Source organism: Oceanobacillus sp. Castelsardo (genome assembly GCF_001659985.1).
In the GTDB taxonomy this organism is placed as follows: Bacteria; Bacillota; Bacilli; order Bacillales; family Amphibacillaceae; genus Oceanobacillus.
In genome coordinates this window covers 314,218-326,659 of sequence record NZ_LYCS01000003.1, presented here as the reverse complement: position 1 = coordinate 326,659, position 12,442 = coordinate 314,218, and the positions used below count along the sequence as shown (strand labels likewise).

12 protein-coding genes and 1 riboswitch are annotated in these 12,442 nt (G+C 37.1%); of the genes, 7 read left to right on the top strand and 5 right to left on the bottom strand.

From position 1 onward, the window contains the following. Nucleotides 1-44: 44 nt before the first annotated feature. Entirely contained in the window at nt 45-1,412 is a 1,368-nt protein-coding gene (locus A9178_RS08265) for an MFS transporter (protein ID WP_197482165.1), read from the bottom strand. Nucleotides 1,413-1,548: 136 nt separating this feature from the next. Here A9178_RS08265 and A9178_RS08260 point away from each other — a divergent pair, with 136 nt between their 5' ends. Both A9178_RS08260 and A9178_RS08255 read left to right on the top strand, forming a co-directional pair. Beyond that, nucleotides 1,549-2,454, top strand: a complete 906-nt coding sequence (locus A9178_RS08260) for a LysR family transcriptional regulator (RefSeq protein WP_068674223.1) — start codon at nt 1,549-1,551, stop codon at nt 2,452-2,454. A gap of 643 nt (nt 2,455-3,097) precedes the next feature. Next, a riboswitch (glycine riboswitch) is annotated at nt 3,098-3,177 on the top strand. A 140-nt stretch (nt 3,178-3,317) separates the two neighbouring features. Further along, complete coding sequence (locus A9178_RS08255) at nt 3,318-4,682, top strand: amino acid permease (protein WP_068674221.1); 1,365 nt, start codon at nt 3,318-3,320, stop codon at nt 4,680-4,682. Nucleotides 4,683-4,753: 71 nt separating this feature from the next. Here A9178_RS08255 and A9178_RS08250 read toward each other — a convergent pair whose 3' ends face one another. Further along, nucleotides 4,754-5,083 carry a DUF779 domain-containing protein gene (locus tag A9178_RS08250; protein WP_068674219.1) on the bottom strand — a complete coding sequence of 110 codons (330 nt, stop codon included), beginning with the start codon at nt 5,081-5,083 and terminating at the stop codon, nt 4,754-4,756. Between the two features lies 1 nt (nt 5,084). Beyond that, nucleotides 5,085-6,605, bottom strand: a complete 1,521-nt coding sequence (gene exaC / locus A9178_RS08245) for an acetaldehyde dehydrogenase ExaC (protein ID WP_068674217.1) — start codon at nt 6,603-6,605, stop codon at nt 5,085-5,087. 397 nt (nt 6,606-7,002) lie between these two features. Between exaC and A9178_RS19315 the strand changes: the two genes are divergently transcribed. From A9178_RS19315 to A9178_RS08225, 4 genes are all read left to right on the top strand, one after another. After that, nucleotides 7,003-7,362 (top strand): hypothetical protein, encoded by a 360-nt coding sequence (locus A9178_RS19315; RefSeq protein WP_231889809.1) that lies wholly within the window; start codon nt 7,003-7,005, stop codon nt 7,360-7,362. A gap of 47 nt (nt 7,363-7,409) precedes the next feature. Then, nucleotides 7,410-7,889, top strand: a complete 480-nt coding sequence (locus A9178_RS08235; RefSeq protein WP_068674214.1) for a hypothetical protein — start codon at nt 7,410-7,412, stop codon at nt 7,887-7,889. 100 nt (nt 7,890-7,989) lie between these two features. Further along, nucleotides 7,990-8,259, top strand: a complete 270-nt coding sequence (locus A9178_RS08230) for a hypothetical protein (protein WP_068674212.1) — start codon at nt 7,990-7,992, stop codon at nt 8,257-8,259. Between the two features lie 281 nt (nt 8,260-8,540). Beyond that, a complete protein-coding gene (locus A9178_RS08225) occupies nt 8,541-10,016 on the top strand; it encodes a multicopper oxidase family protein (RefSeq protein ID WP_082918136.1) in 1,476 nt (491 codons plus the stop codon). A 79-nt stretch (nt 10,017-10,095) separates the two neighbouring features. Here the strand turns inward: A9178_RS08225 and A9178_RS08220 are convergent, their stop codons facing one another. Together A9178_RS08220 and A9178_RS08215 are read right to left on the bottom strand one after the other, a co-directional pair. Continuing rightward, nucleotides 10,096-10,332, bottom strand: coding sequence for a hypothetical protein (locus A9178_RS08220; RefSeq protein ID WP_068674208.1), 237 nt, complete (start codon nt 10,330-10,332; stop codon nt 10,096-10,098). Between the two features lie 3 nt (nt 10,333-10,335). Further along, nucleotides 10,336-10,656, bottom strand: a complete 321-nt coding sequence (locus A9178_RS08215) for a YbjQ family protein (protein WP_068674206.1) — start codon at nt 10,654-10,656, stop codon at nt 10,336-10,338. A 296-nt stretch (nt 10,657-10,952) separates the two neighbouring features. On the opposite strand from A9178_RS08215, the gene A9178_RS08210 reads away from it, so the two are divergent. Then, nucleotides 10,953-12,437: an OmpA family protein gene (locus tag A9178_RS08210; protein WP_231889814.1), complete on the top strand. Its 1,485-nt coding sequence runs from the start codon at nt 10,953-10,955 to the stop codon at nt 12,435-12,437. The last annotated feature ends 5 nt before the right edge of the window (nt 12,438-12,442 follow it).

Sequence of the window (12,442 nt, the reverse complement as noted above, 5' to 3'; positions counted from 1 at the left end):
CGAAAATATCCAAAAAGCAACCCGAAATCTGCCTATAGATCAATCTAACTTTCTGGGAGTTCAATCCGTTTTACTTTTCCTATTACAAAGATATAAGACAAAGTACCAATTAGTGCAACAACAGAAACAAAGGCCAATGCTGGTGTAAAAGAACCTGTAGCACTAACGATAAACCCGATAATTAATGGTGACAGCGTTCCACCGATATTGGCAACAAAATATAGGGAAGAACCTGTTATCCCTACCATCCCTCTTGGAGCGATATCAGACAATAGTGCACCTGTAACGGTTGACGCTATTCCTTGGCCTAAGAATGCAATGGACATAAAGGTAATCACTAAATTAGGGGAATTGGTAAAGTTTCCGCCGATGACAGCGCAAGATAGTAATAAACCAGCGATAATAGGTAGTTTCCGTGCAAGGCCTGTTGAATATCCACGTGAGACCATCCAATCGGAACATCTTCCTCCAATCAGAGTTCCTACAATAGCGACCATGTATGGAATGGCAGCATAGAGACCAGTGTTTAACATGGACAGCCCTTTTTCCTCAATAAGATAGGTCGGAAACCAGGTCATAAAGAAAAATAATGTTGTCATAATGGAAAATTGACCGATAAACATTCCCCAAATTTGACGATGCTTCAAAAGTTGACCAATTCTTCTCCAGGAAAATGGCTGTTTTTCCTCAGAACCAAGCATTCCTCCGCCGGCAGCAATATAGTCTAACTCCTCTTGTGTAACGGTCTTATGTTCTTTCGGATTACGATAAAATGTATGCCATGCAATTGCAATGATAAACCCGATAATCCCTGCTCCATAGAAAAGAGTTTGCCAACCAAAAGTGACGATAATCCATGTAAGGACAGGGGTTAAAAAGGCTAATCCAATATATTGTGTACCAGTATAAACACCTACAGCAGTTGCTCGTTCTTTCTTAGGAAACCACTCGGCCACACACCATGCATTTGTAGGGATGGAGGGTGATTCACCTGCACCAAGACCTAAACGATAAATAATTAATGAAGTTACATTCTTTGCTGTCCCAATTAAAAATGTACAAGCAGACCATATGATGACGGATACGGTATATACTTTTCTCGGTCCAAACTTATCTAAAAAATACCCACTAAAAAGCATGGCAAACGTGTAACTCCAACCAAATGCGGAAAAAATAATTCCCATCATAGCAGGATCTATACGTAAGTCGCCTTGTATCGCTGGAGCAGCAAGTGATATGATTGCACGATCAATATAATTAATAGCCGTGACAAGGCAAATTAAAAAGAGTATAAACCATCGAACCTTATTCCTTTTCTTATGATTAGTATTTCCTTTTACTTCTGTTATACTTGTTTGTTTCTCCGCTATCTCTGGTTGCGTTTTCATTTCTCTTAACTCGTTACTACTCAATTGTTTCCCTCCCTTAACAAAATTCCAACTATTTAAACTTTTGATAATTATTATAACAGTTATATAATAATAAATAAATCTAATAAATTCTATGATTTTTATAGAAAAATTCTATGAGAGGGAGGAGTGGAGATCTATGAACTTAAAACACCTTGAGTATTTTCGTCTATTGGCGGAGGTGAAGCATTATACATTGGCTGCAGAACAGTTGTCGATAGCTCAACCAAGCTTAACCTACGCCATTTCAGAATTAGAGAAGGAGCTTGGGGTCTATCTTTTTGAACGGAATGGTCGGAACATTCGTCTAACAAAGTATGGATATATATTTTTGGAATATGTCGATCAGTCCCTAAAGACGCTTGAGGAGGGGAAACGAACACTGGATGACTTGATAAGTCCAAATAAAGGGAAAATTGATTTGTCCTTTATCTATACCCTCGGTTCAAAATTTGTACCTATCATGGTCAAGAACTTCCTCCGTCACGAAAAACATCAAGATATTTCATTTTCATTCAGCCAGGGAACCACTCAGAGTTTAATCGAAGGCCTTAAATCAGATAAATATGATCTGGCATTTTGTTCGTATGTTGAACAAGAACAAGAAGTTGATTTTATACCATTGTTTAAACAAGAATTGGTCCTTGTTGTCCCTTCTAACCATCCTTTAGCAGATTACACAAGTATTGACCTAAAAGAAACGGAACCATATCCTTTTGTATCTTTTAACAAAAAAAGTGGTCTTCGTGGTATCGTTGATCTTTTATTTAAAGAGGCGCGTATCTATCCTAAAATTGCTTATGAAGTCGAGGAAGATAGTGCAGCTGTTGGCTTGGTTTCAATGGATTACGGAATCGCTTTGATGCCAAATATTTGGATGCTGAAGCATTTCGATGTAAAGGTGTTATCGATTATAAACCCACCGTATGAACGTGTCATTTATATGGCATCCATAAAGAACAGATATGTAAGCCCAGTCGTACATTTGTTTAAAGATTTTGCAAAGGATTATAGCATAAAGCATTCCGAAGAAATACAAATTTAGATTTGTTTTTCTTCGCCAGTCATAAGTCGGTTGAGTGCTTGAGTGCGAAGAAAAAAACGCCCTTCCGCAATTCATAAGGTGGATGAGTTGCGGAATGTGTAGAAAAAAACGTGCTACCGCAACTCATAAGGTGTATGAGTAGCGGAGTGCGAAGAAAAAAACACCCTTCCGCAATTCATAAGGTGTATGAGTTGCGGAATGTGTAGAAAAAACGTGCTACCGCAACTCATAAGGTGTATGAGTGGCGGAGTGCGAAGAAAAAAACACCCTTCCGCAATTCATAAGGTGTATGAGTAGCTGAATGCGAAGAAAAAAACGCCCTACCGCAACTCATAAGGTGTATGAGTAGCGGAATGCGAAGAAAAAACGCCCTACCGCAACCCATAGGGTGTATGAGTTGCGGTATGAGGAGAAATAATCGTCAATCCGCAACTCATAGGTAAATGCACTTCTCGACTAGGGAATTTGAGTAGAATTTTATTGTTGACAAATGTTTTTAGCAGTTTTATAATTTACTATTATTCAGAAACAATTTTTAGGTAGTGAAGAAAGTATAAACTTTCCTCTAACGCATAAGCGCAACTATTATTTAAGATAATTTAATATTAAGCAAGCTATGAATGCTATGGGTCACACTATAGCGGGAGCAGCTTCTGGAGAGACCGCTGGATTCAGCGGCGCCGAAGGGTTCACAATCTCAGGCAAAAGGACAGAAGAGTAATGAATATGTATTTGTTAAGCTAATCATCATTGGCGTAACAAATGATATTTGCTATTCTTATGACTAAGAGATTGGAGGACATCCAATCTCTTTTTTTCTGCTCCTTGTTACTGGCTAAGCAAAACTTTAGGAGGAGATAATATTGGCACAACAAGGATTAAAGAAGGATTTAGCAAGTCGGCATGTACAATTAATTGCGATTGGTGGCACGATTGGTACAGGATTGTTTTTAGGGTCGGGTAAAGCCATCCAACTTGCGGGGCCTTCCATTGTATTTGCTTATTTAATCGTAGGAATTGCGCTCTTTTTTGTGATGAGGGCGCTTGGAGAACTTCTATTGTCTAAGGCAGGGTATCAATCCCTTACAGATATTGCCCAGGACTATCTAGGACCTCGGGTAGCGTTCGTAACTGGTTGGACGTATTGGTTTTGTTGGATTATGACGGCTATGGCAGATATTATTGCGGTTGGTGTATACGTAAGGTATTGGTTTGATATTCCACAATGGGTACCTGCTGTTATATGTTTGCTCATTTTATTAGGACTGAACCTACTAACTGTGAAGCTTTTTGGAGAATTAGAGTTTTGGTTTGCCTTAATCAAGGTTGTTACGATTCTTGCATTGATTGGCATTGGCGTGTTCATGCTGGTGATGGGCTCCAAGACAGATGCTGGAATAGTTACCGTTAATAATCTGTGGGAGCATGGGGGACTATTTCCGAATGGAGTTTCGGGTTTCTTACTTTCATTCCAAATGGTTGTCTTTGCCTATGTTGGTGTGGAACTAGTCGGTGTATCGGCAGCGGAAACAGCTAATCCGGAAAAAAATATTCCGTCAGCAATTAATAAAATTCCTTTTCGAATACTCTTTTTCTACGTTGGTGCACTTATTATTCTTTTATCAATTAACCCGTGGACGGAGCTTAATGCATCAGAAAGTCCTTTTGTTAAAACGTTTAGTTTAATTGGGATTCCGCTTGCAGCTGGGATTATTAACTTTGTTGTATTAACTTCTGCTGCCTCAGCTTGTAATAGTGGAATGTTTTCAACGAGCCGAATTCTTTTTAGTTTAAGTAGTAATGGACAGGCACCTAGCAAAATGGCGAAATTAAATAAAAATCATGTACCAAGTAATGCGTTATGGATTTCGACGATTGTCGTATCTGTAGGTGCTCTTTTGAGTAAGCTAATTCCGGAACAAGCATTTGGAATCGTGACAACCATTAGTGCTATTTGTTTTATTTGGGTTTGGGGTATCATTTTAATTTGTCATATAAGATACAAGAAAGAGCGCCCTGAATTACAAGCAAAATCAACATTTAAAGCACCGTTAACTCCTTTTGTTAATTATGCAGTACTAACATTGTTTGCTATGGTACTTATCATTATGCTATTTGCCAAGGAAACTCGCCCGGCCTTATTACTAACACCTGTATGGTTTATTGTATTATTTACTCTATATTCATTTAAGAGAAAAAGAGAAAAGGATATAAAATTATCAGCTTAAGATAAACGCCTGTAACTAAAGAAATCCCCCTAATCTCCATTGAAGCGATTAGGGGGATTGTACTATTATAGTTAACCATCCAATTTCCTAGAACGAATAATAAAGGATTTATCATGTTGGCTTTCTAATGAAAAGGAATTTCCAAGTGTATTTACAACATCAATGACAATTTGCATATGCTGCCAATATGATTGATTGGAAGTGTGCATATAATACGGCACGTCCAAAATTTCCCCAATTTGTTCATCTCGGCTACCAAGATAGAAGTCTTCTTCTGTCATACAGATTGGTGAAGTTCCATCACAACAACCTTCTGAATGAATAAATATAAGTTTTCCGTGCTGTTCCTGCAATTGTTTGATTAAGCCTTGAGCTGCTTCTGTTGCTATGACCTTCTTCATTTTAGAAGAATCCCATAGATCCTTTATTATAGCCAACTAAAATACACTTAGTTTGTTGATAGTGGCTAAGCATCATTTGATGGTTTTCACGACCAACACCGGATTGTTTGTAACCGCCGAATGCCGCGTGAGCCGGATATTGGTGGTATGTGTTAGTCCATACACGACCCGCTTCGATGGCACGACCTGCACGGTAAGCAGTTTCTCCACTACGAGACCATACACCAGCACCTAAGCCGTATAACGTATCGTTAGCAATTTCAATTGCTTCATCGAAATCTTTGAAAGTTGTTACAGATAATACTGGACCAAAGATTTCTTCTTGGAAGATACGCATTTTGTTATCACCTTTGAATACTGTAGGAGCAACATAGTAACCTTCCTCTAGGTCACCTTCTAATTTGTTTTGGTAACCTCCAATTAATAATTCTGCGCCTTCATCTTTGCCGATTTCGATATAAGAAAGGATCTTATCTAATTGTTGTTGAGAAGCTTGTGCCCCCATCATTACTTCTGTGTCTAATGGATTACCTATTTTAATTGCCTTAATGCGTTCCATCACTTTTTCCATGAATTTATCATAAATGGATTCATGAACTAACGCACGTGAAGGACAAGTACAAACTTCGCCTGAGTTAAGTGCGAATAATACGAAACCTTCAATTGCTTTATCTAAAAATTCATCATCCTTATCCATAACGTCTGGGAAGAAGATATTAGGTGATTTACCACCAAGCTCTAATGTAACTGGAATGATGTTTTCTGTAGCATATTGCATAATAGAGCGACCCACTGCTGTTGAACCAGTAAACGCAATTTTGGCGATACGTGTGTTCGTTGCAAGTGGCTTACCTACTTCCAAACCTGTACCCTGAACGATGTTTAATACACCTTTTGGTAAAATATCTTGGATAATTTCCAAAAATACACTGATAGAAGCAGGTGTCTGTTCAGCAGGTTTTAGAACGATACAGTTCCCTGCTGCTAAAGCTGGTGCGATTTTCCATGCAGCCATAAGAAGTGGGAAGTTCCAAGGAATAATTTGACCAACTACGCCCAGTGGCTCATTGAAGTGATAAGCTACTGTATCACCATCAATTTCACTAATTCCTCCTTCTTGTGCACGAATAGCACCTGCAAAATAACGGAAGTGATCAACTAATAAAGGAATATCTGCATTTAATGTTTCACGTACTGCTTTACCATTGTCCCAAGTTTCTGCAACAGCAATCAATTCCAGGTTTTCTTCAATACGATCAGCAATTTTATTTAAAATTTGCGCGCGGTAAGCTACAGTTGATTTCCCCCAAGCATCTTTAGCTGCATGTGCTGCATCAAGTGCTAAATCAACATCTTCTGCAGAAGAACGAGGTACTTTGGTGAAAACTTTACCTGTTACTGGAGAAATTACATCCAAGTATTGCCCTTTTACTGGTGCAACCCACTCTCCACCAATAAAGTTTTCATATTGCTCTTTGAAGTTTACTAAAGCACCTTCAGTGTTTGGATTTGCATAGATCATTTATATATTCCCCCATGTAGTTAAAATTGTTATGTTTAGTGCCAGGTTTATCGAACTTTCGACAAATTAGCCTATGAATCTAGCATACTCCTTTTTCTTTTATTTTGCAAGCGCTGTCATTGGGAGAATAGTTCACTGCCTATTATTGAAAAGGGTTCTGTTATTGGGTGTAATTCGAAAATATCTTCAAATGACATAGAAACTTCATACTAACTGGTGCAATAGTACAACAGGGCGGTCTGAAGGCGGTCGGCTTTTTCTTTTAAAAATAACAATAATATTATTTTAATACTATGTTAGTATGGAAACAAAATATTAGTTAACCGACAGTTTACTAGAAGAAAGGTATTGGATTCTTTGGTACATTAAGAGGACGAGGGAGGAATTTATTATTTATTTGTTAACAGCAATTGATAGAATAAACATAGAAGATATAATTTTCCAACTAGTTTTTTTCATAGTAATTATTGTAGTTATTTCTCTTTTATCAAGTAAAGGACAACGAAGAGAAGAATATAAACAAAATAAAGAAATAAAGGGATTAAAAATTATACGAATCATTTTAAGTGTAATAATTCTATTGTTGGCAGGTTATGGATTGTTAGCTGATAATTTTGTATTACAACCCCTTATGATTTTTTTCTTGGGGTTACTTATATTAGTGATGGGATTAGATGAATTCAATAAGGGAAAAAAAGGATTTGGATATCTGTATATAGCTATTGCTATATTTATCTCAATTCAATCATTTTTTTGAATTAACTGGTTCGTTACTTTAAGAAGGAGTAAAGGATGTGGTTTTAAGTGAATACGGTTATATCAAGAAAAGTTATTTCAGCATCAGTTTCTGGGTCATTATTTGCAATATTACTGGGTTTAATTGTTCCAAATCCGTTTGGAGAAGATATAAGTTCAGTAACAGATTATTTATTCGCATTTATAATAGCAACACCAGTTTATTTAATGTACAGCTTTCCAGTAATTTTAATCTATGGTGTACTGACTTCCATTATTAGTGATAAAATAGGGGAATTTATATCGGGAAAAGCTAATAATGAAAAAACTGAAGTAATTATATCGGGTATTTTACACTTCTTTTTTGGTCTTATATTACTCTATTATAGTTTGGTTGCAGCAATTTTGTTTATTATTACCGATAGAATACTACGAAAAAATAACAATGAATTTAATTGGTTACATTCAATAAAAAGTTTAGTGATACCCTGTGCTGTCTGGTTATCTTTTATGGGAATGGTTTATTTGGAACATATATTCTTCAATTAATGCCTATTTTAAGTGTTTTTATTTGGTTACTTATTGGTTTAATAGTAAATGGTGGAAGGATTTTAAAAAGGTGGTTATTGAATTAAGAGGGGGTATTTTTTTGAATAAGAGAAAAACAGGAAGCATTTTAGGTGTTACATCTACATTAACAGTGATAATAAGTATCATATTTTTCTATATCGAAAGAGGACCTGGTGCCGACGTTTATTTTATTATTACTATTTTTGTGATTTTATCCATTCTGGGTGTTTTATTTGCTATATTTTCTTGGTTACTATCTAAACGCCTTATCTTTTTAATTATTGGTATATTAGGCAATGGATTTGTTTTGGCTTTTGCTTACCTTTTACAAGCATTCACGGGACCATAATAATTTAGTGAACTATTTGGTTCAATAATACAATGAGGCGATCTCAAAATGAACGTCTTTTTTTATGCAAAAGTTCAATAATATTATCTGAGTACTATGTTAATATCAATTCGTATGCCATTCAAGATGTCAAGTACTAAGATATACCTTTAAACGAAACTCACTTCACTTTAATGGCAGTGACCTTTAGTTATTTTCCGTCAAAGTAATAAGTGTTACTATAATAGTATAATAGTTTTAGTAACTTTGTTAATGGAATAGAAAGGAAGTTAAGCAAAACATTGAAATCATATCATAGATTAATATTCTTACTCGGTTTATTACTTATTTTCGGAGTGGCTGGATGTAGTAGCGAAGAAACTGTAACAAATGTAGGTAAGCTAGAGTTTGAACAAGCGTTAAAAATACCAGAGCTTTTAGAGCCTACCATTGAATCGGACGGTACGAAACATTTTACCTTAGCGATGAAACCAGGAACGACAGAGTTTTTACCAGGGAAGGAGACAGATACTTGGGGAATCAATGGTTCTTATCTTGGCCCTACAATTCGAGTTTCACGTGGTGATAAAGTTTCCTTTGATGTAGCTAATCAGTTGGGAGAAACATCCACGTTGCATTGGCATGGAATGATGTTACCTCCAGCGATGGATGGTGGTCCGCATCAGATGATTGAAGATGGAGAGACATGGTCACCTCATTGGACCATTGACCAGCCGTCTGCTACGACTTGGTACCATCCTCACCTGCATGGTAAAACAGCACAGCATGTGTATCGCGGACTTGCAGGTATGTTTATTATCGATGATGAGGATTCCGAGAAACTACCTTCTAATTATGGTGTAGATGACATCCCACTCATCGTACAGGATAAATTGTTTACAAGTGATGGGCAGTTTTCAGAGGATGATGATACACCCTATGGTACCCTTGGTGATGAAATTCTTGTAAATGGAACATACGACCCTTTTCTTGAAGTCACAGCTAGTCAAGTTCGTTTTCGATTGCTTAATGGTTCCAATGCGAGAGCCTATAATTTCGGCTTTACAGATGGTCGGTCATTCCAACTTGTAGCAAATGATGCCGGCCTTCTAAATGAACCTGTTACATTAGATCGTTTCATGCTAAGTCCGGGAGAACGCGCAGAAATTGTCGTTGAATTTGAGCCGGGCGAGGAGACAGTTCTTCGTAGTTATAGCGGTGGAGCTGGTATTCAAAGTGGTGAATTCGACTTGTTAAAAGTGGTTGCAGCTTCTGAATTAACAGAATCATCTCCAATAAGTGAGCAGCTTTCTAGCGTACCACCAATAGAGGTACCGGAAGATGCGAAGGTGCGTCAATTTAAATTGACGATGGAGAACGAGATTAATGACAAATTGATGGATATGTATCGAATAGATGAAGTGGTTCCCGCTGGTGCTAAGGAAATATGGGAAATTCACAATTTCGGGCCGGAACATAATTTCCATATCCATGATGCTGCGTTTCGAGTACTAGACATAAATGATAAAGAGCCAAATGATTACGAAAGAGGAAGAAAGGATACCGTGTTTGTCCCTGCTGGAGCAAAGGTTAGACTTGCTGTAGAGTTCGGTAACCATACTGACCTTAATTACCCTCTTATGTATCATTGCCATTTATTAAAACATGAAGATGAAGGAATGATGGGTCAATTTCTACTTGTAGAACCTGGGACAGAATCACAAGTACCAACTGAACTACCCAAGGATGACACGGAACATCAACATAACGAACATTGAAAAAGAGCCATAGGGACAGGTACCTCGTCCCGGTCGGCATTAGTGATTTTGAGACGATGGACCTGTCCCCCTGGCTCTTTTAATGCTTGTTCTCTTCTTCTTTATAAAAGCGTTCACCTGTTTCAGGGTTAAAATAAACAACTAACCGCTTATGGGTGGTCGGATCAATGGACACCTCATTCGTTTGAATAAATCCTTTTGGTACCTTTTGTCCGTGCTTTGATTTGAAACGCCGATCCCATATAAACCACGATCCAATAACGAGGACAATCAATATAATGAGCTGAATACCGTAAAAACCAAAAATCCACGCCATCGGTTATACCCTTTCCACCTTGACAGCTGTTCCATATGCGATGATTTCACTCATGTTTTGACCAACTTCTCCTGAGTCGAAGCGCATCATAATAATCGCATCTGCCCCCATGGCTTGGGCATTTTTTACCATTCGGTCAATGGCCTGCTTTCTTGCATCTTCAAGCATTTCGGTATATTGATTTATTTCTCCGCCTACAAGTCCTTTAAAAGAAGCAACAATATCCTTTCCAAGTCCTCTTGCTCTTACAGTCAAACCAAATACCGGCCCTATTACTTCTGTAACTTTATGGTTTGCTATATTTTCAGTCGTAACGATAATCAATATAGACTCACTCCTTTGTGTAAATAATTCCCTAATTCTTATTTTACTTTGTCTTATTAGGAAATTCTATTGTTATTTATATACAATTATGCGAAACAAATAGAAAAATGGAACGGAATAATTTAGGTATAATTTACCAATATAAGTAGGCTTGTTCCTATTTATAATTAAATATCCTCATGATTAAATGCCCTTTTGAAGATTCGGTATTTTTGTTAGGATAAAAACGACCTAACTGAATCAATAGTTCTAATTAAAATTTACTATCGTTTGAAAAAAGGGGATGGGGATTGGTGATGAAAGGCAAAGTGTTTATCACCCTTTTTTTGACTATGTTAATCATATTCCTAACTGGCTGTAATTCTGAAGGTACGGAAACTAGTGGGGATCGTGAGTCAAAAGAAGTAGAAAAGGAAAGTGTGGAAGCTGAAGAAACAAATGCTACAGAAGAACTTCCTGAAAAAGAGAAGGAAGAAGTAGATGAGAATTTAGAAAAAGTGACAAAAGAACCTGAAAAGGAAATGGATAAAGAATCCGAGAATGAAACAGAGGATAACGAAAATGATATAGATCAATCGATAGGGGATTATCATATTGTTTTAGGTGGGGAAATGGTAGAAACAGAAGATGCCATCCAAATTCATGGGAAAAGTAATCTAATCCCTGGTGCCAGAGTAATTGGTGAAGTTTCTGTGGGTGAAGAAGAATATTTTGCGGATTCAACCGAGTTAGTACAAGAAGATGGAAGCTTTTATTTGGAAATCCCTCACCATGATCTTAAGAAAGAAACAAAAGTAGAAGTGAAATTCCATTTTGATGGTCATCAAGATGATGCGATTATAAGGCATTACGGTGACCGTGGGCAGGAGCTAACAGGTCCTTATATTTATAAACACGAAGGAGAAGTTGGTGGAGGTTCGCCACAAAATATTTATCAAATGGCAAAAGTAGAGACTACATTTGTACCAGGTGAAGAACTAGCAGTAAGACAGTTCAAAGAGCCAGACTGGCATCCGACTCCAGAGGATATGGGTGATCCAAGAGTCTGGATGGAAGTGCTTGAAATCAATAATGATGAAGCGTATTTTTATTTACACGGAAAAAGTAACTTATTAGAAGGAAGTAAGTTAAGAGGGAAATATGCTGGGAGCAATGCTGAAGCAAGTGTTAAACCAGATGGTTCCTTTGATATGATGTTTGAATATGAATATAAAGAAGATGCTAGTTTTGTCATTGAATTTGACCCTGCTCATTGGAGTCAGTGGAATATTATAGAAGAAACATATGGAGCTAAAGGCCAAAAACTAGTAGGAAATTTAGTAGAGAAGAATAAGTACAATGATAATCAATCTATTGTCATAGAAGAAAAACTAGAATCTACCGAAATAAGTGTTCCAGATAATGTGGAATTAAAGATTGATGGTCCTGAGGTAACGATGCTTGTACCAGATCATCTATTATTCGATTTTGATGAGTTTGAGTTAAAGGAAGAGTCTAAAAACCTGTTAGCAGAAATAGGAAAAACATTGCAAACCTTTGATAAGGACATAGAAATTGAGATAAGTGGCCACACGGATAATGTAGGGGATAGCAAATATAACCAAGAGTTATCTGAAAAGCGGGCAGAGGAAGTTAAAGCGTACTTAATGGATCAAGGCGAGTTATCGGAAGCAAACATGACAACGGTTGGTCATGGAGAGACGAAGCCAATTTCGTCAAATGAAAATGAAAAAGGACAAGCAAAAAATCGAAGAGTAGAAATTATTATAAATTTAAGATAATAGGG

What these genes read in the sequence shown, in the direction of transcription:
- A9178_RS08250 (WP_068674219.1), bottom strand. Translation starts at nt 5,083, where the DNA reads ATGAAGAAGGTCATAGCAACAGAAGCAGCTCAAGGCTTAATCAAACAA.
- A9178_RS08210 (WP_231889814.1), top strand. Translation starts at nt 10,953, where the DNA reads ATGAAAGGCAAAGTGTTTATCACCCTTTTTTTGACTATGTTAATCATA.
- A9178_RS08220 (WP_068674208.1), bottom strand. Translation starts at nt 10,332, where the DNA reads ATGGCGTGGATTTTTGGTTTTTACGGTATTCAGCTCATTATATTGATT.
- A9178_RS08260 (WP_068674223.1), top strand. Translation starts at nt 1,549, where the DNA reads ATGAACTTAAAACACCTTGAGTATTTTCGTCTATTGGCGGAGGTGAAG.
- exaC (WP_068674217.1), bottom strand. Translation starts at nt 6,605, where the DNA reads ATGATCTATGCAAATCCAAACACTGAAGGTGCTTTAGTAAACTTCAAA.